This is a genomic window from Micromonospora psammae (assembly GCF_036902725.1).
GTDB lineage: Bacteria > Actinomycetota > Actinomycetes > Mycobacteriales > Micromonosporaceae > Micromonospora.
In genome coordinates, this window is record NZ_JBAKHM010000002.1 from 281,668 (window position 1) to 305,087 (window position 23,420).

Genomic DNA, 23,420 nt, shown 5'->3' on the forward strand with positions numbered 1-23,420 from the left:
TGACATCCCGGGTGGCGCGGGTAAGCGGGCGGCCGAGCTGGAAAGGGGTCACGAGCATGCAGCTGTCCTTCCTGCGTCCGCTCTACGACCGTCCCGGGCCGTGGTGCTCGGTCTACCTGGACGCCTCCCGGGACACCCACGACGCGCACCCGCAGGTCGACCTGCGCTGGCGGGCCCTCAAGGGGCACCTGCTGGCGCAGGGCGCCGACGCGGTGACCATCGAGGCGGTCGAGCGGGTGGTGCGCGGCCACGACCCGATGCCCGGGGATTACGGCGTGGCCGTCTTCGCCACCCAGGGACGGGTGGTGCTCACCGAGTACCTCACCGCTCCGCCGCTCAAGGACCTCGCCGTCTGGTCCTCCCTGCCGCACACCATGCCGCTGGTCGCCCAGCGGGGGGAGCAGGTCGCCTGGGTGCGGGTGCTGGCCGACCGCACCGGCGCCGACGCGATGGCGGTGAGTGCCGGCGGTGTGCCGCGCCGGGCCCACATCCAGGGGCGGGAGAACCACCAGCTGCGCCGGGTGCAACCGGGGGGCTGGTCCCAGTCCCGCTACCAGCGCTCGGCGGTCGAGGCCTGGCACCACAACGCGGGCGACACCGTGGCGGCGACCGTCCAACTGGCCGAGAACGTCGGCGCCGACGTGCTCGTGGTGGCCGGCGACGTCCGGGCCACCGGAATGATCGCCGCCCAGCTCCCACCTCGCTGGCAGGACATGGTGGTGCGTACCGACGCCGGCGCGCGCGGCGGCGGCGCCGACCTGACCGCGATGGACGACATCACCGTGCAGACCATCGCCGAGGTGGCCGAGCAGCGGGTCGCCACCACGCTGGACCGCTTCGGCATGCAGGAGGACGTCGGGGAGGGACTGGACGCCGTCGTCGCCGCCCTGCAACGCAACCAGGTCGACAACATGCTCATCGTGGACGACCCGTCGGCCACCGGGCGGCTCTGGATCGGCCCCCGGGCCACCGACATCGCCACCGGGCCGGAGCAGCTCCCCGCGGTCGGCGAGCCGCAGCAGGTACGCGCCGACGCGGCGCTGCTGCGCGCCCTGGTCGGCACGGACGCCGAGCTGACCGTCCTCGGGCGCGACGAGGCGCCCGACCTCACCGACGGCGTCGGCGCGGTGCTGCGCTACGTCGACGCCGGCACCCCGGGGCGCGGCAATGGCTGAGCGGACGGTAGCGGACCTGGTGGTGGACCGGCTCCGGGCCTGGCGGGTGCCGCGCGCCTTCGGCTGCCCGGGGGAGGCGATCACCCCGCTGCTGCGGGCGTTGGACGGCGCCGGAGGGGACCCCGAGTTCGTCCCGGCCCGCCACGAGGAGACGGCCGCCTTCATGGCCACCGGCCACGCCAAGTTCACCGGCGGGATCGGGGTCTGCCTGGCCACCCAGGGCCCCAGCGCGGTGCACCTGCTCAACGGCCTGTACGACGCCAAGCTGGACAGCAAGCCGGTGGTGGCGATCGTGGGCGAGGACATCACCGGTCCGCTCGGCGGCGCGCACGAGGAGATCGGGCTGAGTCGGCTCTTCGGCGACGTGTGCAACCAGTTCGTCCGGTACGGGCGGGCGCCGGGCCAGGTGCCCGTCCTGCTCGACCAGGCGTTCCGGACCGCCGCGGCCACCCGCAGCCCGACCTGCGTGGTGCTGCCCCGGGAGTTGCAGCTGGCCGGCGTACCCGACCTCCAGGAGCACCGCGCCGGCGTGCTCACCGCGACGCCCGGCGAGCCGCTGGCCCGGGTGCTGCCGCACGACGCCGACCTGGACGCGGCGGCGTCGCTGCTGACCATCGGTCAGCGGGTGGCGATCCTGGTGGGTCAGGGTGGCCGGGGCGCCGAGGACGAGATCGTCGCGCTCGCCGACCGGCTCGGCGCCGGCGTGGCCACCTCGCTGCTCGGCAAGCCGGTGCTGGACGAGCGGCTGCCCTTCCACACCGGCGTGCTCGGCGAGGTCGGCACCACCGCCGCCGCGCAGCTGATGGGCGGGGCGGACACCCTGCTGCTGATCGGCACCAACAACCCGTGGACGGAATGGTTCCCGATGCCCGGGCAGGCCCGTACCGTGCAGATCGACATCGACGGGCGGCGGATCGGCACCCACTACCCGGTGGACGTGCCGCTGGTGGGCGACGCCGGCGAGACGCTGCGCGCGCTGCTGAGCCGGGTGCGCGACGAGCCCAACCGGTCGTGGCGGGCGACGGTCGAGGGCTCCGTGGACCGGTGGCGGCAGGAGGCCGCCGACCGGGCCGGCGCGGCCGCCGAGCCGGTCAACCCGCAACTGGTGCTCCACGAGCTGTCCACCCGGCTGCCGCGCCGGGGCGCGGTCGCCGTCGACGTCGGCTCGGTCATCTACTGGTACGCCCGGCATCTGGAGCTGCCGCCCGGGGTGAACGCGCAGCTCTGCGGCACCCTCGGCTCGATGGGCTGCGCGCTGCCGTACGCGGTCGCCGCGAAGCTGGCCCGCCCGGACGAGCCGGTCGTGGCGCTGCTGGGGGACGGGGCGATGCAGCTCAACGGCCTCGCCGAGCTGATCACGGTGGCCCACCGGTGGCGGGAGTGGACCGACCCGCGGCTGGTGGTGCTGGTGCTCAACAACCGCGACCAGTCCGGCATGGCCGGCGGCCGGCACCTGCCCGGGGCCACCGGCGGGCGGCGACCGGACGTGCCGTACGCCGGCTGGGCCCGGCTGCTCGGCCTGCACGGGGTCCGGGTGGACCGGCCGGAGCTGGTCGGCGCGGCCTGGGACGAGGCCTTCGCCGCGGACCGCCCGTGTGTGCTGGAGGCGGTGGTGGACCCGGCCGTGCCGCTGCACCCGCCGGAGCCGGCCCTGGCCGACCTGCGTGGGCTCTTCGCCGACGGGGACGCCGCCCGCCGGGTTCGCGAACAGGTGCTGGACGCGCAGGTCGGCGTGGAGGCGGAGGACCTCGTTTAGTCGATCCCCGGGAGGGCACTTCCTCCGAGTTCCGTCACCACTGGAGGTTCCATGTCCGATCCGGTCGACCGCCGTCACGGCCCCGCGCCGCTGCCGATGCCCCGCGGCCCGGTCTCCGCCGCCGTGCTGGACGCGCTGCGGCAACCGCCCCACGACCTGCCCGCGGGTCTCGGGGCGGGGTTCGACGCGGACGACCCGATCGGTGACGAGGACCTCCAGCTGACCCTCTTCCTCTGCTACGAGCTGCACTACCGGGGCTGGGAGGGCGTCGACGAGGACTGGGAGTGGCAGCCGTCGCTGCTGGCCCTGCGGGCCGAGGCGGAGCGTCACTTCGAGACGGCGGTGCGCCGGCTGGTGGGTCCGCTGCCGGCGGCGCTGCCCGATGGGGTGCCGCAGGCGCTGGCGGGGGTGGTGGCCGCCGACGACGGGCCGTCGCTCGCCGGTGCCCTGCAGCGCTCGGCGACCCTGGAACAGTTCCGCGAGTTCGTCGCGCACCGCTCGATCTACCACCTGCGTGAGGCCGACGCGCACACCTGGGCGCTGCCCCGGCTCGGCGGCGCGGCGAAGGCCGCGCTGGTGGAAATCCAGATGGACGAGTACGGCAACGGCCGGCTGGAGCGGATGCACGCCGAGCTGTTCCGGCTCACCCTCGACCGGCTCGGCCTGGACACCGGGTACGCCGCCCACCTGGACCGGGTGCCGGCGATCACCCTGGCCACCAACAACCTGATCTCCCTGTTCGGGCTGCACCGCCGGTTGCGCGGCGCGCTCGTGGGTCACCTGGCCGCCTTCGAGATGACCTCCTCGCTGCCCAACCGCCGGTACGGCAACGGGCTGCGCCGCCTCGGCCTGGACGAGCTGGCCACCCGCTTCTACGACGAGCACGTGGAGGCCGACGCGGTGCACGAGCAGATCGCCGCGTACGACCTCTGCGGCGGCCTGGTCCGCGCCGAACCGGCGCTCGCCGAGGACGTGCTCCTGGGCGCCGCCGCCGCGCTGGCGGTGGACCGGCTCTTCGCCGCGCACCTGCTGGACAGCTGGGCCGCCGGCGGGTCATCGCTGCGCCCCGCGCCGGACGCGGCGTCCGTCGCCGTCGCGGCCTGAGAGAGTCTCGGTGTGATCTTCGCGTCGGCGGTCGCGGCGCCAGGTCGTGCGTGTCACAACACAGGACGCGCTCACCGGGGTGTCCGGTACCCGGTGCGATCACGCGGCGCGGCCTGATTCGGGCGCCGTGGGCGCGGGAGCGTGACGCAGCCGCCGCGCCCGGGGTGCGCCTCAGCCTTCCCGGTCCGTGCCGGCGCGGAAGTTGACCGCCTTGTGGGTGCCGTCGCAGAACGGCTTCAGCGCCGACTTGCCGCACCGGCACAGCGCCACCGTCCCCCGCCGGGCGTCGATGGTCCGTCCCTCGGGGGTGACCAGGGCGAAATCGCCCCGCACCAGCAGTGGACCGTCCTGGTAAGGGGTGATCGTGGCCGCCGCGTCGGCGGAGGGGTGCTCGGCGCTCATGCGTCCCGATGTGCCCGTGCCGGCACCGTCGAAACGCGGTCGTGGCAGCCGGTCCACGGTGGGCGGTCCCGGTGCCCGATCACCCCGACCGGCGTACCGCCACCGCCCCGGCGATTGCGCCCGCCCGGTGGTGGATGCCCCGTTTAGACCCCAGAGGGACGGGAAGCCGGGCCGCGTGGTGAGCGACAGAGGCAAGGTGGGGCCGGTGCCCAAGGTGCAGGCGGGGCTGACGGCCGACGGCGCCGGCCTGGCCGGGGACCGGGTGGTGGCGGTGGGGAGCACCGCCCGGGTGCTGGTGGCCGCGGCGGCGCGGGCGCTGCGCGGCGCGGACTGCGCCGACGTCGGGCAGCCCACCGCGCTGTCCCGGTTCACCCCGGCCCCCGAGTCGGTGCGCCGCGCGGCCGCAGCGCGGGCGGCCGGACGGGTGGCGCTCACCCCGGCGCAGACCGCGGAGGTCGACGCGGAGCGGGTGGCCCGGTGGATCGTCGACCAGTATCCCCGGCGCCGTTACCCGGGGGTGGTGCTGGGTTCTCCGCACGCGTCGGCGGTGCACCTGGCGGTGGCGCTGGGCGTCCCGTGGCTGCCCGCCGCCTTCGAGATGGCCGTGCACTGGACGCACGGTTCGGTGGACCGGCCCCGGGCCGCCCTCGACCACGGCGCCGGCCTGGCCGCCGGGCTGGTCGCCGCGAACCCGGGCCTGCACGTACGCCAGGTGCACTGCCCGGCCAGCCGGGGCGCGGTGGCCGGGCAGACCGTGTCGCTGACCGCCCGCTGGCGGACGCTGCCGCTGGCGTACGCGCGGTTCCTGGCCGACCGGCTGGAGCCCGGGGCGTCGCTGCTGCTGGTCCGCGACGGCCGCAGCTGGCCGGTGCTGGACCCGGGGCAGGGGCACAGCTTCCAGCTCGGCTGCCCGGCCAGCGGCCTGGATCCGGTGGACTTCCATCCGGATTCGCACGCGCTGCGCCAGCTGCTCCGCGCGGTCGGCGGGGACCGGGCGCTCTGGGAGCCGCCGGAGGTCTCCGCCGCTGGTGAGCAGAGCGAGCAGGGGGTGGAGGAGGGCTTCGAGACGGTCGCCCGACAATGGGCGCAGCCCCGCGGTCACGCCCTGCACCAGGTGTTCTTCCCTCAGCCGGCGGCGTTGAGCGCGGCCACGGCCGACCTGTACCGGCGCTGGCTGCGGCGGGCCGGCAAGACCGGTGACCGGCTGGTGGTGGAGTGCGGCCGGCTGCTCGACCCGTGGCAGGTGGTCCGGGCCGGGTTGGTGCCGTACTGGTGCGAGAACGCGACCCGCCGCAGCGTCGAGGGGGCGGAGTGGTGGCTCGCCGGCAGCGAGCCGTTCAGCTCGGTGGACGTGCTGCCCGAGTCGCCCGGGCTGCGCTCGCCGGCCCTGGCGGGGCTGCCGCAGTGGCTCGCGGTGGCGGCCTTCGGGCGGCGGCGCCGGGCACTGGACCGGACCGCGGCGCGCGGGTACCCGGTCTCCCCGGTGCCCACCCGCCGGGCCACCGAGGTGCTTCGCTGCCAGCCGTACGACCTGCCGACGCCGCCCCCGTTGGCCTTCGCGGACGCTCTCGACGGGCTGCGTGAGGCGGGTGCCCCGCTGGGGCTGACCCTGTCCTGACCAGCCAGGAAAGGGATGTCGGGTGCCGCCGCGCCGGCCCGGCGGACCCAGCGTACCGAAACATCCTCGCGAACCCGGGGTCCCGTGATTGAGTACCTGGGGAGCGGGAACACCGCTCGCTGCGACGGCCTGATCACGCCGTGTGGCGGGTGGTCGTTCGCTCCCGCGCGCCCGGTGACACCGGGCGTGGCGTGACCCAACTTCCGGCCCGGTGCGTGGCCCGACCACGCGCGACCGGTTCCTATCCGGGCGGGGGACCTTCCTGAGGGAGGCGCGGATGTTCGGACAGACCACCACAACCACACCACCGCCGACTGAACGCGGCCTGGAGGACCTGGACGCGGCGGCGATCGCGTACGCCGCGCGGATCGCCGGGCTGCCACCCGAGCGGCGGCAGGAGGCGCGGGACGACCTCGTGCGCTTCGCGCTGCCCTTCGCCGGGCGGCTGGCCCGCCGCTACCGGGGGCGGGGTGAGCCGCTGGAGGATCTGGAGCAGGTGGCGCGGCTCGGCCTGGTCAACGCCGTCGACCGGTACGACCCGGAGCGGGGGTCGTTCACCGCGTACGCGGCGATCACCATCGTGGGGGAGATCAAGCGGCACTTCCGCGACCGCACCTGGGGGGTGCACGTGCCCCGCCGGCTGCGCGACCTGATCCTGGAGGTCGGGCAGGCCACGGCGGCGTTGACCAGCGAGCTGTCCCGGGCGCCGAGCGTGGCCGAGCTGGCCGCGCGGTTGGAGACCCCGGAGGAGGAGATCCTGGCGGCGCTGGAGTCGGCCGCCGGGTACAGCCCGGCGTCGCTCAACGCCCCGGTGGGCGGGGAGAGCTCGGCCGAGTTCGGCGACCTGGTCGGCGAGTCGGACAACGCCCTCGAATCGGTCGACGACCGGGTGACGGTCAGTGGGCTGCTGCACCGGCTGCCCTGGCGGGAGCGGCGCATCCTGGCCATGCGCTTCTACGGCAACCAGACCCAGGCGGAGATCGCCGCCCGGTTCGGCATCTCCCAGATGCACGTCTCCCGGCTGCTCTCCCGGGCGTTGACCTGGCTGCGCCAGGCGATGCTCGCCGACGCGCCGCCACCCTGGCAGAACGGCGCCGCCGAGTCGGAGACCGGCCGCAACCGGATCGCGCTCAAGCGCACCGGAGACCGGGTGCTGGTGGAGATCGGCGGCGAGATCGACCGGGACGGCGCCGACCAGCTGCGCAAGGTGATGCTGGAGGCGGTGACCGGCCAGCCCCGCGAGGTGGTGGTGGACCTGGACGGCGCGGGCGGGGTCGACGCCGGCGGCATCGCCGCGCTGATGGCGGGCCGGGACGCGGCCGAACGCACCGGCGTCCCGCTGCGCCTCACCCGGGTACGTCCGGCGGTACGTCGTTCCCTGACCGCCGCCGGCCTGCCCGCCACCGTCGAGGCCTGAACCCCACCCCACCCGCCCTGGTGGCGGTGGGAGAGGAGCGGCGCGCACCCGGGGGACCGCGTGTTCGGTCGGACGAGACGACGACGTGGGGCCGGCGCCCGTTGGGGGCCGGCCTTACGTCGCGTGTGGAGGCTTGCTGTTCTCCCGCTGCGCGGATGGCGCACCGGCCCGGCGAACCAGCCGGAGCAGCAGGGCGGTTCGATCAGGCTGCTGCCGGTCGGTTCGCCGGCAGGACGGCCCAGACCACCTTTCCGTCGCCGTGCGGGTGGCTGCCCCAGCGCTGGGTCATCTCCCGTACCAGCATGAGTCCCCGGCCGCCCTCGGCGTACCGGTCCGCGCTGTCGGCCCGGGCCGCCGTACGGCTGCCGTCGGCCACCGCCACGTGCAGGTAGGGCCGGCGCAGGGTCAGCGTCACCTGCATCGGGGTGTGCGCGTGCCGGACGACGTTGCCGACCAGTTCGCTGAGCACCAGCGACGCGGGCCCCACCAGCTCGGGCAGGTTCCACCGGCCGCAGGCGTCGCCGACCAGCTCCCGGGCCCGCCGGCAGGCGCCGGCGACCGGATCTAGCCGGGCCCGCAGCCGCGGCGAGGCCGCCGCCCCGGCGGCCCGGGTGGCCTCGGCGCAGGTCCGGCGGACCGGCACCACCCGGCAGGCGGTGGACTCGGCGAGCCAGGCGGCGGCGTCGGGCGGGGCGGAGCAGAGCACCACCGGCACGGACGGCCAGTCGGCGGCCTGCCGGGCGGTGGCCGCGAAGACGGACAGGGCGAGCGGATCCACGACGGTGACGCCGCCGAGGTCGACCACGAGCGCGTCCGGCTGGCTGCCGAGACAGTGGTCCAGCACCGTGTACACCGAACGCATGGTGCCCAGGTCGAGCGCGCCACGCAGCCCGACGACGGTCACACCGGACTCGTCGCGGACCTCGCAGGTGATCCGGCTCGCCATGGGGCCCCTCGCTTCCACTGGATGCTCAGGACCCTCGAACTACCCGTCGACTTGCGGGGCGAAACCGGACCGACCGGGTGATCCGCCCAGCTCAGCCGCGCCGGCCGGCGCGCCGGGTGACCAGCCCGAGGCCGATCATGGCCAGCCCCAGGCCCAGGTGCAGCCAGTCGTCCGCCCGGTTGACCGGCAGGAAGTTCCCCGCGCTGGCGTGGTCGACGGCGATCCCGTAGAGCCACAGCACGAGATAGACCGCGCCGCCGCCGATGAGGAAGGCCCGCGCCCCGGCGACGGTCCGGGCCAGCGCCAGACCGGCCACCCCGAAGGCCAGGTGCACGAGGTTGTGCAGCACGGAGACCTGGAACACCCCGAACAGCCGGGCCCCGGACCGGTGCCCGGCCAGCCGCAGGTCGGCGTAGTCGCTGGTGATCCCCGGCAGGAAGCCGAGCGCGCCGACGAGCAGGAAGACCACGGCCGCGGTCGCCGCGGCCCGGCGCACCGGGGCCCGGCCGTCGGCCGGGTTCCGCCGGGCTCGGGCGTGGGCCATCGGACCGGCCATCGCGGACTCCCTCCGTCGCGCCGCCGACTTCCCTGCCCCGGAACGGACAAACCCGGGCCCGGACCGCGACGGTCCGGGCCCGGGTCGGGCAGGGCGCGGGTCAGGCGACCTGCAACTGGGGTACCCGGGCACCCTGCCGGACCCGCTCGTAGAGCCCGACGTACTTCTCGGCCATCACCGCCGGGGTGAACCGGCCCGCGGCCTCCCGCCGGCACTCGTCCGGGTCGAGCAGGCTCGCGGCCAGCAGCAGCTCGCCCAGCTCGTCCTCGTCGGTGGTGAGCAGCCCGGTGCGCCCGTGCTCGATCAGCTCGGGCAGGCAGCCGCGGCTGGTCGCCACCACCGGCGTGCCGAGCGCGAGCGACTCCACCACCGCGGTGCCACCCGGCTCCTCCCAGCGCAACGGGAAGAGCGAGGCCTTCGCCCCGGCCAGCAGGTCGTCACGCTCCCGGCCGGCCACCGTGCCGACCCAGCGGACCAGGTCACCGTCGACGTGTGGGGCCACCTCGTCGTAGAAGAACCGCACGTCCGGGTTCTGCCGGGCCTCGTCCCCGGCCGCGGCCAGGTCCGCCGGCCGGTGGTACGGCCCGACCGGGCCGGCCAGCACCAGCGGGGCCCCCACCCGCTGCGCCAGCCGGGCGCCCACGTCCTGCCCCTTGCCGGGGTTGATCCGGCCGAGAATGATCGTGTAGTCGCCCTTCTCGGGCCGGGGGGCGCGGTCCGCGCCGACGGCGAGCGGGGTGGACAGGTGCACGTGTCCGACCGAGTGCTCCCGCAGCGCGCGGGGGGCGCGGGCGAGCTGCGAGGCGGAGACGCCGTTGACCCGGACCCGGTCCCCGCCGTCGAGGTTGCCGTAGAGCTCGGGGTGCTTGGCCAGGTCCCAGTGCAGCGTGTGCAGGGCGGGGGGAGCGTCGGGGCCCATCGCGGCCATGGTGGCCAGGCCGACGGCCTCCACGTGGTCGTGCACCAGGTCGATGTCGTCGCGGGCGTGCAGCCGCCGGACCACCCCTTGGAGGTGGGCCTGGGAGATCCCGCAGACCTGGTTGTACGGACGTTGCAGCGCGTGGAACTGCCCGTCGGGGAAGACGGAGACCTTCTCGTCCACCGCGAGGGTGCTGGAGTCGACCGAGGCGAGCACCACCCGCACGCCGAGGCGGCGCAGCTCCGGCACCAGGGTGGCGATGACGTTCTCGATGCCCCCGTAGCCGGGAGGCGGTACGGACAGCCACGGGCCGGCGTTCATCAGGACGGTGAGACTCATGGCGCTGGTTTCCTTCCCTCGGCGGGGCCCCCGTCGGCCGCCCGCGCTCGACCACCGACCGGCCCGGCAGGCCGTCCGTACCGCACCGGTCGGTCCGACCGGTGCCTCACGCCGCGACCCGGCGGCGCGGCACCCGGTGGCGCAACTGCGCCAGCGGCGGGCGCTCCTGCACCGAGACGTCGTTGACCACGATCTCCCGGTCCAGGTTGGGCAGCGCCTCCGAGCCGCCCCGGCGGAACTGGGTCAGCAGGGCGGCGGGCAGCGCGTTCGGGTTGGCCCAGCCGCGTCGCTGCAACCGTGACCAGGCGGTGTGCATGATCTGCGCCGACATCCGGCCCAGCGCCGCGGTGTCCTGGTGGCGGTGCTTGCGCTCACCCAGGTCCACCTGCGCCAGGGCGTCGAGCCCGACCAACTCCAGCAGGTCGATCAGCATCGCCGTCTCGACCCCGTAGCCGGAGACGAACGGCACCTGCTCCAGCACCTCCCGACGCCCGGCGTACTCGCCGGCGAGCGGCTGCACGAAGCCGGCCAGCTCCGGCCAGAAGAGGTTCAGCAGCGGCCGGGCCATCAGCTCCGTCACCCGGCCACCGCCGTCGGCCTCGACGCTGGTCGCGCCGACCAGGGGGCGGTGGTAGAAGCCCTTGACGAAGTCGACCGACGGGTCGGTCAACAGCGGGCCGATCAGCCCGGTCACGAAGTGTGGCCGGAACTCCCGCAGGTCGGCGTCGATGAAGGCGACCACGTCGCCCTCGGCGGCGGCGAGCCCGGCCCAGAGCGCGTCGCCCTTCCCGGTGAGCTGGGGCAGCCCTCGGGTCATCTCGTCCTGGCTGACCACCTCCGCGCCCGCGTTCCGGGCCACCTGCGCGGTGCGGTCGCTCGACCGGGAGTCGACCACGATGAGCTCGTCGACCAGGGCGACCCGGTCCATCAGATGTTCCCGGATCGTCGACACGATGGCGCCGACGGTGGTCTCCTCGTTGCGGGCGGGCAGCACGACGCTCACCCGGCTGTCACCCTTGGCCCGCATCAGCCGACGTGCCGGCCAGTCCTCGGCGGACGTGGTCCGATACGTGGCCCATGCCTCCACGACGGGTGAGACGATCGATTCTGTATCCCGCACTGGCACACCCCCAGATCGTGGCGGAAAAAGCGAAGTTGGTTTTCCCATCTCCGCCCGCGCGCTAACCGGATCATGCCTAACAGCTTGATCACGAAGATCGCACGGAGTGGTTCCCGAAAGGTGAACGTCTGATTGCGGGCCCGACGGGTTTCGGCTTTGTCCGCTGCGGGGAGTGCTTTCCCCGCTGGTCGTGAAAGAGCGTCGAGAGGGTCTGTGGAATGCGCACGTGCCGGGTGGGACTGGTAGGGGCCGGTGGGGTGGCTCAGCGCCATGCCCGCGTGTTGAGCGGTTTCGAGGATGTGGAGCTGCTCGGGGTGACCGATGTGGCCCGGGACGCGGCGGCGGAGCTGGCCGGTGCGTACGGCGGCCGCACCTTCGTCGACGTGGGGGAGTTGCTGGCCGCCGGGCCGGACGCGGTGTACGTCTGTGTGCCGCCGTTCGCGCACGGCCCGGTCGAGGAGGCGGTGATCGCCGCCGGGGTGCCGATGTTCGTCGAGAAGCCGGTGGCGGTCGACCTGGACACCGCCGAGCGGATCGCCGCGCTCGTCGAGGAGAAGCGGCTGCTCACCGCCGTCGGGCACCACTGGCGCTACCTGCACGTGGTGGACCAGGCCCGGCAGCTGCTCGCCGACCGTCCGGTCCGGATGGTCAACGGGGCCTGGCTGGACAAGGTCCCGCCGGTGGCCTGGTGGGCGGTGCGCGAGCGCTCCGGCGGCCCGGTCGTCGAGCAGGCCGCGCACGTGCTGGACCTGGTCCGCGCGCTGGTCGGCGAGGCGGTCGAGGTCACCGCGTACGGCGACGGCAGCCCGCCGCCGGTCGACGGCGCCGACATCGACTCGGTGACCGCGGCGACGCTGCGTTTCGCCGGCGGCGCGGTCGGCACCCTCGCCGCGGCGTGCGTGCTCGGCTGGAAGCACCGGGCGGGAGTGGAGATCCTCGCCGACGGGCTGGCGCTGTCGCTGGCCGAGGACGGCCTGGTGATCCGCGACGCCGACGGGGAGCGCCGGTTGGAGTCCGACCCGGACGGTGCCCGAGTGGCCGTCGACCGCGCCTTCATCGACGCGGTGACCGGCGTCGGCGACGACGTGCGGGTGCCGTACGCCGAGGCGCTGCGCACCCAGCGGCTGGCCCTGGCGGTCGCCGAGTCGGCCCGCACCGGGCGCAGCGTGACCCTGCCGACCGGGCCGGCCGCCGCGCCGCTGCCCGAGGTGGGGGTGAGCGTCGATGCGTGACAAGGTCGTGGTGGTCAGCGCGCCCGGGCGGGTCGAGCTGGTCGAGCAGGACGCCGCCGAGCTGCGCGAGGGCACCTTCCGGGTCCGGACGCTCTACAGCGGGGTCTCCGCCGGCACCGAGCTGAGCTTCGTCAAGGGCACCAACCCTTACCTCAACGTGACCTGGAACCCGGACCTGGGACTCTTCCAGCCCGGAGAGGCGAGCACGCCGTACCCGGTCACCCGGCTGGGCTACATGCAGGTGGGCCGGGTGGTGGAGAGCCGCACCCCGGCGATCGCCGTGGGCACGGTCGGGGCCATGACGTACGGCCACCGCAGCGGTCACGTCGCCGACCCGGTCGCCGAGCGCTTCGTCCCGCTGCCCGACGACCTCGACCCGATGCTCGGCGTCTACGTCGCGCACATGGGTCCGATCTGCGCCAACGGGCTGCTGCACGCCGCCGCCGACCTGTGCGGCACCGACGTGCGTTCGCTCGGTGACGGCGTGCGCGGCCGACGGGTCGCGGTGGTCGGCAGCGGAGTGGTCGCCCTGCTCACCGCCCTGTTCGCCAAGCGGCACGGCGCCGCCTCCGTGGTGGTGCTCGACCCGACCCCGGCGCGGCGGCAGGTCGCCGAGGCGCTCGGCCTGGAGACCCTGGACCCCGAGGCCGACGACCCGGCCGTGGTGCTGAAGACCCGCTGGAACCACTCCGCGGGCGACCGGGGCGCCGACGTGGTCTTCCAGTGCCGCGGCCAGGCCTGGGCGATGCAGCTGGCGCTGCGCCTGCTGCGCCCCCAGGGCGTCGTGATCGACCTGGCCTTCTACCAGGACGGCGCGGACGCGGTCCGGTTCGGCGAGGAGTTCCACCACAACGGGCTCAGCCTGCGCTGCGCCCAGATCGGCCGGGTGCCGCGCGGGCTCGCCCCGACCTGGGACCGGGAGCGGCTCTCCGCCGAGACCATCGAACTGCTGCGGCAGTACGGGGACCTGATCCGCAAGCACCTGGTCTCGGCGGTGGTGCCGTTGGAGGAGGCGCCGGCGCTGCTGACCGACCTGGCCCAGCGCCGCCGGCAGGAGCTCCAGGTGGTGCTGACCGGCTGAGCCGCCCGGCGCGGATCGGCGGCCGGGCGGCGGGCGGCTGGGCGGGGGCGGCTACCGTTTCGCCCATGACCACCGCAGCCGCCCGCGGGCCGGAGCCCGGCGTCGTCGACCCGGACCCGGTCGCCTCCGCGCCCGGTGCGCCCGTGCGCGGGGCGGGTCCCGCCCGCCCGGCCGGCCTCGCCGCCCTGCTGCCCTACCTGCGCGCCCACCGCGGCACCCTCGCCGTGGTGGGCGCGCTGTCGCTGGCCGGCGCCGGGGCCTCGCTGGCCCAGCCGCTGCTCACCCGCGCGGTGCTCGACGGTCTCACCACCGATCGGTCGGTCACCGGCCTGGTGTCGGTGCTGGTCGCCCTGGTGGTGCTCGGGGCCGCCCTCGGCGGGCTGCGGGACTACCTGCTGCAACGGACCGCCGAGGGGGTCGTCCTGGGCACCCGCCGGCGGCTCGCGGCGCACCTGCTGCGGCTGCCGGTCGCCGAGTACGACCGTCGCCGCACCGGCGACCTGCTCTCCCGGGTCGGCGCCGACACCACCCTGCTGCGGGCGGTGGTCACCTCCGGCCTCTTCGAGACCGTCACCGGGGCGGTGATGGTGGTCGGCGCCGCCACCGCGATGGCCCTGCTCGACCCGGTGCTGTTCGGGGTCACCCTGCTCGGGGTCGCCGCGGGCGTCGGCTTCGCGGTCACCGTGGCCCGCCGGGTGCGCCGGCTCTCCCGCGCCGCCCAGGAACGGGTCGGCGAGATGACCTCCGCCGTGGAGCGGTCCATCTCCGGGGCCCGGACCATCCGGGCCGCCCGCGCGGAGCACCGCGAGGCCGCCGTCGTCTCCGCCAGCGCCGAGTCGGCGTACGCGGCCGGGCTGCGGGTGGCCCGGGTGCAGGCGGTCGTCGGCCCGGTCAGCGCGGTCACCATCCAGGGCGCGTTCCTGCTGGTCCTGGGCCTGGGCGGGGCGCGGGTGGCCGCCGGGGCGATCAGCGTCGGCGACCTGGTGGCCTTCGTGATGTTCCTGTTCTTCCTGGTCCTGCCGCTCGGGCAGGCGGTGCACGCCTACACCCAGCTCCAGACCGGGCTCGGCGCCCTGCAACGGATCGAGGAGATGCTCGACGTACCCGTGGAGGGCGCCGACGACCGGGCGACGGGCCCGGCGGCGCTCCCGCCCGCCGGGCGTCCCGCGCGGATCGAGTTCGACCGGGTCGGGTTCGGCTACCCGGGTGGCCCGCCGGTGCTGCACGAGGTGAGCTTCACCGTGCCGGCCGGCACCCGCACCGCGCTGGTCGGCCCCTCCGGCGCCGGCAAGTCGACCCTGCTCGCGCTGGTCGAGCGCTTCTACGAGGTGACCGCGGGCGCGGTGCGCCTGGACGGCGTCGACCTGCGGGACCTGCCCCGCGAGGCGCTGCGCGCCCGGCTCGGCTACGTCGAGCAGGAGGCCCCGGTGCTGGCCGGCACGCTGCGCGAGAACCTGCTCATCGGCGCGCCGGAGGCCACCGACGCCGCCCTGCTCACCGCCCTGGACCAGGTCAACCTCGGCCACCTCGTCGAGCGGACCGCGGACGGGCTGGACGTGCAGGTGGGCGAGGGTGGGGTGCTGCTCTCCGGGGGCGAGCGGCAGCGGCTGGCGATCGCCCGGGCGCTGCTCGCCGGGCCGCCGGTGCTGCTGCTCGACGAGCCCACCAGCAACCTCGACGCGCGCAACGAGGCGGCCCTGCGCCGGGCCATCGACGCGGTGGCGGTGCGGCGGACCCTGGTGATCGTCGCCCACCGGCTCGCCACGGTCGTCGACGCCGACCAGATCGTGGTGCTCGACGGGGGCCGGGTCGTCGCCGTCGGCAGCCACCACGAATTGACCGCGACCAGTCCGCTCTACCGTGAGCTGGCCGCCCACCAGCTGCTGGTGAGCTGACCGCCACGACCCACCGAGCTGCCCGTACGCGGGACCGGCGGGACACCCGGGACGCCCCGGACGAGCCGGGCAGCGATTGCCGGCCCGGTTCGCGTACCGTTGCCGCTCATGGGTGTGTCGCAACGGTTGAAGAGCAGGTTCCGGCGGTTCCTCCAGCGCCCGGGGACGACGGTCGACCTGGCCCCGCTGGAGAAGCTGCTGCCGCGGATCGCCGCGCGCGAGGAGGAGCTGTCCGCGCTCGACGACGCGGAGCTCACCGAGGCCGCCGGGGCCGCCTCGGAGTACGTCGAGATCTGCGCGATCGGTCGGGAGGCCGCCCGTCGCGGGCTGGACCAGCGACCGTACGACGTCCAGCTCCTCGGCGCGATGTCGCTGCTCTCCGGCAAGGTCGCCGAGATGGCCACCGGTGAGGGCAAGACCCTCACCGCTGCCGTCGCCGCCTACGGGCACGTCCGGCTGGGCAACGGCCCGGTGCACGTGCTCACCGTCAACGACTACCTGGCCCGCCGGGACGCCGAGTGGATGGCCCCGGTCTACCGGCTGCTCGGGCTCAGCGTCGGCTGGGTCAACGAGGCGTCCACCCCGCAGGAGCGGCGGGCCGCGTACGCCTGCGACGTCACCTACGTCTCGGTCAGCGAGGCCGGCTTCGACTTCCTCCGCGACCAGCTCGTCACCGACCTCGCCGACCGGGTCCAGCCGCCGCTGAAGACCGCGATCGTGGACGAGGCGGACTCCATCCTGATCGACGAGGCCCGGGTGCCGATGGTCCTCGCGGGCGCGGTCGCCGGCGAGCAGGACCCGGTGCACGCGGCCGCCGCGCTGGTGCGCGGCCTGCGCCGGGGCCGGCACTACACGGTCGCCGAGGACGGTCGCAGCGTCGCGTTCACCGCCGCCGGCCTGGCCACCGTCGAGGCGAAGCTCGGCGGCATCGACCTGTACGACACCGAGCACGTCGGACAGCTCTCGGCGGTCAACGTGGCGCTGCACGCCCACGCCCTGCTGCACCGCGACGTCGACTACATCGTCCGGGACGGCTCGGTGGAGCTGATCGACGAGATGCGCGGCCGGGTGGCCCAGCGCCGGCGCTGGCCGGACGGACTCCAGGCGGCGGTGGAGGCGAAGGAGGGCGTGGACGCCACCGCGGAGGGCGAGGTGCTGGGCACCATCGCCGTGCAGGCGTACGTGGCGCTCTACCCGACGGTCTGCGGGATGACCGCGACCGCGGTGCTCGTCGGCGACCAGCTGCGGGAGTTCTTCGACCTCGAGGTGGCGGTGATCCCACCGAACACCCCCTGCGTCCGCCAGGACGAGCCGGACCGGATCTACGCGACCCGGGCGGAGAAGGAGGAGGCGCTGATCGACGAGATCAGGCGCTGCCACACCGCCGGCCGGCCGGTGCTGGTCGGCACCCTGGACGTCAAGGAGTCCGAGGGGCTGGCCGCCGGGCTGCACGCCGCCGGGGTGCCCTGCGTGGTGCTCAACGCCAAGAACGACGACGAGGAGGCGGCGATCATCGCCGAGGCCGGCGCGTACGGCGCGGTCACCGTCTCCACACAGATGGCCGGCCGGGGCGTGGACATCCGGCTCGGCGGCAGCGACCAGGCCGACCAGGAGCGGGTCGCCGAGCTGGGCGGCCTGTACGTGATCGGCAGCGGCCGGCACGACAGCCGCCGGGTCGACGACCAGCTGCGGGGCCGGGCCGGCCGGCAGGGCGACCCGGGCGGGTCGGTCTTCATGGTCAGCCTGGAGGACGACCTCGTGGCCCGGCACGCCGGCGACGCCATCCCGGCCTCGCCGCGGATGAACGCCGACGGCCTGGTCACCGATGAGCAGGTGGACTACGCGGTGGAGCACGCGCAGCGGGTCGCCGAGGGGGTCAACCACGAGATCCACCGCAACACCTGGCGGTACAGCGTGGTGATCGAGCAGCAGCGCAAGGCCCTCGCCGAGCGCCGGGAGCGGCTGCTCACCACCGACGTCGCCGCCCTGATGCTGCTGGACCGGGTGCCGGAGAAGGCCGGTGAGATGGACGAGGACCTGCTGGCCCGGGTGGCCCGGTCGATCGCCCTCTACCACCTGGACCGGCTCTGGGCCGAGCACCTGGCCGAGCTGTCGGAGGTCCGCGAGGGCGTGCACCTGCGGGCGCTGGGCCGCCTCGACCCGCTGGACGAGTTCCACCGGGCCGCGGTGCCGGCGTTCAACAACCTGATCCCCGAGATCGAGACGCGGACGATCGCGACGTTCGAGGAGACGGAGTTCGACGCCGACTGGGAGCCGGACGCCGCGAAGCTGGTCCGGCCGACCGCCACCTGGACGTACCTGGTGCACGACAACCCGTTCGGCTCGGAGCTGGACCGGCTGATCGCCTCGGTCGGCCGGCGGCTCTCCGCCGCGCGCTGAGTGTCCCCGGGGGTCCCTTTCGGCGCGGACCGGCGCCGGAAGGGACCCCTTTGCGCGGTTTCGATCCTGGTTTGCGAGGGTAGTAGCCCGGGGCTCATGAGGCAGGGAGATCACAGACGATGACACAGGCGATGGCGCCGGCCGGAGGCACCGGTCGGTGGGCGGGGGCCGTGGCCCGGTGAACCTGGACACGCGGGAGCCCATGATCGACACCCTTGGCGTACTGGAGACCGCCGGCCTGTTGCGGGAGCTGACCGCCGGCCTGATCGCGGTCGACGACTTCGACGAGGCGCTGAGCCAGTTGGTCCGGATCGCCCGGGACGCCGTCCCCGAGGTGACCTGGTGCGGGTTCACGGCCCTGCGGGCCGGGGAGCCGGCCGGCGTGGCCGCCTCCGACTCCCGGCTGGCGGAGCTGGACGACCTGCGGCACGGCCCCGACTCGCCGGCGATGAGCGCCATCCGCCGCCGCGAGATGATCATCGCGCAGGATCTGGCCGCCGACGGGCGGTGGCCCGGCTGGACGGCCCGGGCCCGTGGGCTCGGGGTGCACGGGGTGATCTCGGCCCCGCTCGACGTGGACGAGCAGGTGATCGGCGCGATCAACCTGTACGCCGACTCGCCCGGGGCGCTTTCCACCCGGCACCAGCTCACCGCGATGCTCCTCGCCGAGCACGCGGGCCTGCTGCTGGCCGCGGTGCGCGACCGGGCGAAGCAGGCCGCCCAGGCGGGGGAGCTGGACGGCTCGCTGCTCGGCGAGGGGGTGGTCGGGCAGGCGATCGGCGTGATCATGACCCAGCGCGGCTGCCCGGCGCCGGAGGCCCTGGCGGTGCTCCGCAGCGCCGCGTCCTCGCTCGACATCCCGCTGCGGGAGGTGGCCGAGCGGCTGGTCCGTACGGTCTCCCGGCCCCGGGAGGGCTGAGCGCGCCGTTTCGTCCCGGTGGCGGCCGGGTAGCACCCTGGGTTCGTGAGTTGTCCGATCCTGGGGAGGACCGATGGAGAGCCGGCTGCGCGTGCAGGGCAATCCGATCCAACCGATGCTGGTGACGTTCCCGTTCGGGCTCTTCGTCAGCGCGACCGTCTTCGACCTCGCCGACGTCGTCGGCGGGCCGGCCTTCCTCGGTGAGGTGGGCTACTGGACGACGGTCGCCGCGCTGGTCGCCGCGGCGCTCGCCGCCGTCGCCGGCATGGTCGACCTGTGGGACGTCCGGCCCGGCCGGGGCCGCCGCACCATGGTCACCTTCAACCTGGTCAACGCGGCGACAGCGGCGCTGTTCCTGCTGACCTGCCTGATCCGGGCGGACGCGCCGCAGCGCGGCGCCACCGTGGTGCTGCTCGCCACCGAGCTGGTCGCCCTGGCGGTCGGCGCGGTCGGGGTCCGGCTCGGCGCCCGGCTGATGCGCCAGTTCGACGTCGCGCGCCGGGAGCCGAGCGGCTTCGAGGCCCTCGACGGGGTACCGGCCGGCGGCGCCACCGTCGAGATCGTCCGCCCGCGCGCCTGACCGCCCGGCCGGCCCGCCGGAATCCGGTTGTCCGCCGGCTGCCGGGCGGCCACCCTGGCCGGATGACCGAGCATCGCTTCGCCGACCTGGTCGCCGAGGCGGCCGCCGCGTCCGTGGCCGGCTGGGACTTCTCCTGGCTGGACGGCCGGGCCACCGAGGAACGCCCGCCGTGGAGCTATGCCCGACTGGTGGGGGCCCGGATGGCGAAGGTCTCCGCCGCGCTGGACCTCGACACCGGCGGGGGCGAGGTGCTCGCCGAGGTGCCGCAGGCGCCGCCGTTGCTGGTCGCCACCGAGGCGTGGCCACCGAACGTCGAGGTCGCCCGGCGTACGCTGCGCCGGCTCGGCGCCACCGTGGTGCGGGCCGGCACGGAGCCGGTCCTGCCGTTCCGCGACGGCTCCTTCGATCTGGTCACCAGCCGGCACCCGGTCGTGACGTGGTGGGACGAGATCGCCCGGTTGCTGCGGCCCGGCGGGACGTACCTTTCCCAGCAGATCGGGCCCGGCACCCTGCGCGAGCTCAGCGAGGCGATCCTCGGCCCGCTGCCGGCCCCGGACACCCGCCACCCCGGTCAGGCCGTCGCCGCCGCCCGGACCGCCGGCCTGACCGTGGTACGGCTCGAGGAGGCCACCCTGCGTACGGTCTTCCACGACATCGGCGCGGTGGTCTGGTTCCTGCGCAAGGTCGTCTGGACGGTGCCCGGCTTCGACGTGGACCGGTACCGGCCGCAGCTCGAACGGCTGGACGGGCGGATCCGCGCCGAGGGCGCGTTCGTCGCCCACGCCCGACGCTTCCTGATCGAGGCGGCTCGACCGGCCTGACCGGCCCGGCCGCCCCGCGGGTCGGGCCGGTGCGCCGCCGGCACCGCCCGACTGGTCGGACCGGTCGGACCGCCTGGGCCGCCGCATGACGGATTCGAGCGCGATACCTCAGAGGCATCTTGATGCCTGAGAGGTATCGCGCTCATCGGAGAAAGGTCTCGGACGACCGTCACGCTCCGCCACCCGCCGCGCCGCGCTCTCGCCGCCGGGTCAGCGGTGGGCGTGGGCGTGGGCGTGGTGGGCGGCGAGCACGTCGGCGCCGAAGTCGCTGGCCGGGCGGCGCAGCACGGTGTGCGCGTGGTTACCGTCGTCGGTGGTGTTGTCGTACTCGATGAGCAGGTCGTCGCCCTGGACGCGGTAGTAGTGCCGGGCGCCCGGCCGGGTCGACCCGGCCCACGCGAAGTGCAGTTCGCCGCCGGCGAGCCGGGCCGCCTGCTGGGTGGCCAGTGCGATGGGGAGCCGGTCCAGGTAGAGAGCCACCAACTGGTCCAGCAGCGCCCGGCCGGTGGGGCCGAGCCGGCCGCCGGGCACCCCCAGCGGAGTGAGCGGCGCCTCCACCGAGGTTCGGGTGGCGCTGATGATGTCCGCCGGGGCCTGGGCCGCGATGATCGCCGCCTCCCGCCCGGCCGGCCCGATCGCGTCCAGCAGCTCGCGGGCCAGGTCCTCCTCCACGCCCAGCGGCCGGGAGACCGGCCGACCGGCGTGCCGCACGGTGGCCGGGTTGGCGCCGAGGAAGACCGGGGCGGGGGAGACCTCGTCGTCGACCACGGTCATGCTCACCGACAGGTGGTGGCCCTCGACGCGCCACGCCCAGCGGTCGTCGCGGGCCGGGTCGCCGAAGACCGCCACCCAGTAGTCGCCGCTGTGCCGGCCGCGCCGCCAGCCCTCCGCCCTGTCCAGCACCTCCTCCAGCGCCATCACCGTCATGGCCTGGGCATACGCCGCGGGGCTGAGCGCGGTGGCCAGCAGCCGGTGCGCGGCCTTGCGCCCGGTGGTGTCCAGGTCGGCCAGGCAGACGCCGGGCCGGGGGCGGGGACGGTACTCCAGCCAGCGGCGGTCCTCGTCGTCGAAGGCGCGGCTGGCGGCGGCGCGGGCCGGGGCGTCGAGCGCGGCCAGCAGCGCGCCGGCGGCGGTGCGCATCCGCTCGGGTACGGGATCGTCCACCGTCCCTGTATACCGGTTGGACGCCGGGCCCGCCGGCATTGCGGTCAGCGGGAGGTCGGCAGGGCGATTCCTCCGTCGGGCCGGCGCAGGCCAGGTCGAACAACCGGTGGGTGAAGGCCAGCGTCTCGGCGTCCGGGTCGTCGGCCACCCGTCCAGGCTGGTACGCCGCCGTCGGCGCCGGACTGGTAGCTTGCCAGCCCACGACGGGAGGATCATGGACGAGGTGTACGTCGGCAACGCCGGTGTGGACGGTGCGACCAACGCCGGCTGGCTGCTCGGGCACTTCATGCCCGCCGGCGACCCGCGGCACAGCACCGAGGTCGAGGTGAAGTGGGGCGTGCACCCGCCGGGGGAGGCCCGGTCGACGTGGGCGACCGGGGAGCAGCGGACCGCGCTGCTGGTGCTGGTGAGCGGCCGGTTCCGGGTGGAGTTCCGGGACCGCACGGTGGTCCTCGGCACGCCGGGCGACTACGTGGTGTGGGGGCGCGGGGCGGACCACTCCTGGTACGCCGAGCGCGAGTCGGTGGTGCTCACCGTGCGCTGGCCCTCGGTGCCGGGCTACCGGGTGGGGCCGCCGGTGCTGCGCTGACGGTGCCCCGGTCGGTCGCCGCGGTCCCAGCATTCAGTAATGCCTAGTAAACCTATAGGCTTTGGCGCCTATAGTGGTCTCCGGACGCACACCACGGGAGACCGCCATGACCGACCTGCTCGCCGTCGCCAGCCGGTACGCCGACCCGGCCGGCTGGGCCGTGCCGCTGCGGGCCATGCGGGTGGCCGAGGCCGGGGTCGCCTGGTGACGTCGCGACCGCCCCGCACCACGTCCCGGCAAGCCCATGGAAGGACCGCGAGGATGCCGCAGCACACCACCGGTACCGACAGCCCGCCCACGCCGCCACCGGGCTCCCGGGGCATCGACGAGCTCCTCGCCGACGCCCGGGCGCGGCTGCGCCGGCTCGACCCGGAGCAGGCGCACCTGGCGTACCGCGGCGGCGCCCTGCTGGTCGACATCCGCCCCGCCGCCCAGCGGGGCGCGCACGGCACCGTGCCGGGCGCCCTGGTGATCGAGCGCAACGTGCTGGAATGGCGGCTCGACCCGCGCTGTCCGGCCCGGCTGCCCGAGGCGGTCGACTACCACCGGTCGGTGGTGGTGATCTGCCAGGAGGGCTACACCTCCTCGCTCGCCGCCGCCGCGCTCCAGGACCTCGGCCTGCGCCGGGCCACCGACGTCGTCGGCGGCTTCGTCGCCTGGCGGATCGCCGGCCTGCCCACGCTGGGCCCGACCCCGCCGCGCCGCTCCTCGTCCACCGCGCCCCCGGTGACCGCCGGGCCGGCGCCGCACTGACCGCCGCGCTCCCGCCAAGGCGCGGACGCCACCGCCGACCCAGGAGGCTCCAATGTCCGTCGTGGCCATCTCCGCCCGCCCGCACCCGCCGGGCCGTCCCGACCGGGTGCCGCCGGCCCGGCCCCGGTCGGCGCCGACGCTGACCATCACCCTCGACCTGAGCGCCGGGCCGCTGACCCCCCGGCTGGCCCGCCTGGTCGACCTGCTCGGTGACCTGGCCGAGGCGGGGGAGGGGGTGGTCCGCTTGGCCGAACCCGCCGCCGCCCGGACCCTGCCGGGCCCGCGCCCCGCGCCGGTGGCCCCGGACGACGACGACCCGGACGCCCTGCGCATCCTCGCCGGCTCGCGGACGGTCCGGCGGGGTGGGCGGGAGATCGCGCTGACCCGCATCGAGTTCGACCTGCTGGTCTTCCTGGCCGAGCACCCGCACCGGGTGTTCACCCGGCTGCAACTGCTCGCCGCCGTCTGGGGCTACCAGCACGCGGTGGCCCGGACCGTGGACGTGCACGTGCGCCGGCTGCGCGCCAAGCTCGGCGTCGACACTCCGCTGGTGACCACCGTCCACGGCGTCGGCTACCGCCTCGCCGACGAGGCCCGGTTGTGCATCGACAGGCTTCGCTGACCGGGGGCGACC

At 75.2% G+C, this 23,420-nt stretch carries 21 protein-coding genes; 15 read left to right on the forward strand and 6 right to left on the reverse strand.

Annotated elements, in window-relative coordinates; genetic code table 11:
• Positions 1 to 56 precede the first annotated feature (56 nt).
• From V6U79_RS04675 to V6U79_RS04685, 3 genes are read left to right on the forward strand one after another with little or no spacing between them, the layout of a single operon-like run.
• Positions 57 to 1,175 (forward strand): baeRF2 domain-containing protein, encoded by a 1,119-nt coding sequence (locus V6U79_RS04675; protein WP_334526037.1) that lies wholly within the window; start codon positions 57 to 59, stop codon positions 1,173 to 1,175.
• The gene (locus V6U79_RS04680; RefSeq protein WP_334526040.1) at positions 1,168 to 2,931 is read left to right on the forward strand and encodes a thiamine pyrophosphate-binding protein; all 1,764 of its coding nucleotides are present in this window, start codon (positions 1,168 to 1,170) and stop codon (positions 2,929 to 2,931) included. Before V6U79_RS04675 ends, V6U79_RS04680 begins: the two co-directional genes overlap by 8 nt.
• 51 nt (positions 2,932 to 2,982) lie before the next feature.
• Entirely contained in the window at positions 2,983 to 4,035 is a 1,053-nt protein-coding gene (locus V6U79_RS04685; protein ID WP_334526042.1) for an iron-containing redox enzyme family protein, read from the forward strand.
• Between the two features lie 171 nt (positions 4,036 to 4,206).
• On the opposite strand, the gene V6U79_RS04690 is transcribed toward V6U79_RS04685, so the two are convergent.
• Complete coding sequence (locus tag V6U79_RS04690; RefSeq protein ID WP_334526045.1) at positions 4,207 to 4,437, reverse strand: CDGSH iron-sulfur domain-containing protein; 231 nt, start codon at positions 4,435 to 4,437, stop codon at positions 4,207 to 4,209.
• Between the two features lie 205 nt (positions 4,438 to 4,642).
• On the opposite strand from V6U79_RS04690, the gene V6U79_RS04695 reads away from it, so the two are divergent.
• A complete protein-coding gene (locus V6U79_RS04695; protein WP_442933321.1) occupies positions 4,643 to 6,055 on the forward strand; it encodes a hypothetical protein in 1,413 nt (470 codons plus the stop codon).
• A 277-nt stretch (positions 6,056 to 6,332) separates the two neighbouring features.
• A complete protein-coding gene (locus tag V6U79_RS04700; RefSeq protein ID WP_334526048.1) occupies positions 6,333 to 7,472 on the forward strand; it encodes a SigB/SigF/SigG family RNA polymerase sigma factor in 1,140 nt (379 codons plus the stop codon).
• 202 nt (positions 7,473 to 7,674) lie between these two features.
• On the opposite strand, the gene V6U79_RS04705 is transcribed toward V6U79_RS04700, so the two are convergent.
• From V6U79_RS04705 to V6U79_RS04720, 4 genes are all read right to left on the reverse strand, one after another.
• Positions 7,675 to 8,418 (reverse strand): ATP-binding protein, encoded by a 744-nt coding sequence (locus V6U79_RS04705; RefSeq protein ID WP_334526050.1) that lies wholly within the window; start codon positions 8,416 to 8,418, stop codon positions 7,675 to 7,677.
• A gap of 91 nt (positions 8,419 to 8,509) precedes the next feature.
• Positions 8,510 to 8,974 carry a DUF4383 domain-containing protein gene (locus tag V6U79_RS04710; RefSeq protein WP_334526052.1) on the reverse strand — a complete coding sequence of 155 codons (465 nt, stop codon included), beginning with the start codon at positions 8,972 to 8,974 and terminating at the stop codon, positions 8,510 to 8,512.
• Positions 8,975 to 9,074: 100 nt separating this feature from the next.
• Positions 9,075 to 10,232 (reverse strand): glycosyltransferase, encoded by a 1,158-nt coding sequence (locus V6U79_RS04715; protein ID WP_334526054.1) that lies wholly within the window; start codon positions 10,230 to 10,232, stop codon positions 9,075 to 9,077.
• Between the two features lie 106 nt (positions 10,233 to 10,338).
• Complete coding sequence (locus tag V6U79_RS04720; RefSeq protein ID WP_334526057.1) at positions 10,339 to 11,352, reverse strand: glucosyl-3-phosphoglycerate synthase; 1,014 nt, start codon at positions 11,350 to 11,352, stop codon at positions 10,339 to 10,341.
• A gap of 218 nt (positions 11,353 to 11,570) precedes the next feature.
• Here V6U79_RS04720 and V6U79_RS04725 point away from each other — a divergent pair, with 218 nt between their 5' ends.
• From V6U79_RS04725 to V6U79_RS04755, 7 genes are all read left to right on the forward strand, one after another.
• A complete protein-coding gene (locus V6U79_RS04725) occupies positions 11,571 to 12,584 on the forward strand; it encodes a Gfo/Idh/MocA family protein (RefSeq protein ID WP_334526059.1) in 1,014 nt (337 codons plus the stop codon).
• Positions 12,577 to 13,665 (forward strand): zinc-dependent alcohol dehydrogenase, encoded by a 1,089-nt coding sequence (locus V6U79_RS04730; protein ID WP_334526061.1) that lies wholly within the window; start codon positions 12,577 to 12,579, stop codon positions 13,663 to 13,665. The genes V6U79_RS04725 and V6U79_RS04730 overlap by 8 nt, the downstream gene beginning before the upstream one ends.
• Positions 13,666 to 13,730: 65 nt before the next feature.
• Positions 13,731 to 15,560 carry an ABC transporter ATP-binding protein gene (locus V6U79_RS04735; protein ID WP_334613596.1) on the forward strand — a complete coding sequence of 610 codons (1,830 nt, stop codon included), beginning with the start codon at positions 13,731 to 13,733 and terminating at the stop codon, positions 15,558 to 15,560.
• 108 nt (positions 15,561 to 15,668) lie between these two features.
• Positions 15,669 to 17,960, forward strand: coding sequence for an accessory Sec system translocase SecA2 (gene secA2 / locus V6U79_RS04740; RefSeq protein WP_334613598.1), 2,292 nt, complete (start codon positions 15,669 to 15,671; stop codon positions 17,958 to 17,960).
• 178 nt (positions 17,961 to 18,138) lie between these two features.
• Positions 18,139 to 18,879 carry a GAF and ANTAR domain-containing protein gene (locus V6U79_RS04745; RefSeq protein WP_334526070.1) on the forward strand — a complete coding sequence of 247 codons (741 nt, stop codon included), beginning with the start codon at positions 18,139 to 18,141 and terminating at the stop codon, positions 18,877 to 18,879.
• A gap of 73 nt (positions 18,880 to 18,952) precedes the next feature.
• A complete protein-coding gene (locus tag V6U79_RS04750; RefSeq protein WP_334526073.1) occupies positions 18,953 to 19,459 on the forward strand; it encodes a DUF2231 domain-containing protein in 507 nt (168 codons plus the stop codon).
• A gap of 62 nt (positions 19,460 to 19,521) precedes the next feature.
• Complete coding sequence (locus V6U79_RS04755; protein ID WP_334613600.1) at positions 19,522 to 20,280, forward strand: class I SAM-dependent methyltransferase; 759 nt, start codon at positions 19,522 to 19,524, stop codon at positions 20,278 to 20,280.
• 210 nt (positions 20,281 to 20,490) lie between these two features.
• On the opposite strand, the gene V6U79_RS04760 is transcribed toward V6U79_RS04755, so the two are convergent.
• On the reverse strand, positions 20,491 to 21,420 hold the full coding sequence (locus V6U79_RS04760; protein ID WP_442933746.1) for a DUF3500 domain-containing protein: 930 nt from the start codon (positions 21,418 to 21,420) through the stop codon (positions 20,491 to 20,493).
• Positions 21,421 to 21,655: 235 nt separating this feature from the next.
• Between V6U79_RS04760 and V6U79_RS04765 the strand changes: the two genes are divergently transcribed.
• From V6U79_RS04765 to V6U79_RS04775, 3 genes are all read left to right on the forward strand, one after another.
• Positions 21,656 to 22,033: a cupin domain-containing protein gene (locus V6U79_RS04765; protein ID WP_334526122.1), complete on the forward strand. Its 378-nt coding sequence runs from the start codon at positions 21,656 to 21,658 to the stop codon at positions 22,031 to 22,033.
• A 261-nt stretch (positions 22,034 to 22,294) separates the two neighbouring features.
• Positions 22,295 to 22,786, forward strand: a complete 492-nt coding sequence (locus V6U79_RS04770) for a rhodanese-like domain-containing protein (protein ID WP_334613602.1) — start codon at positions 22,295 to 22,297, stop codon at positions 22,784 to 22,786.
• 139 nt (positions 22,787 to 22,925) lie between these two features.
• A complete protein-coding gene (locus tag V6U79_RS04775; RefSeq protein ID WP_334613840.1) occupies positions 22,926 to 23,408 on the forward strand; it encodes a winged helix-turn-helix domain-containing protein in 483 nt (160 codons plus the stop codon).
• The last annotated feature ends 12 nt before the right edge of the window (positions 23,409 to 23,420 follow it).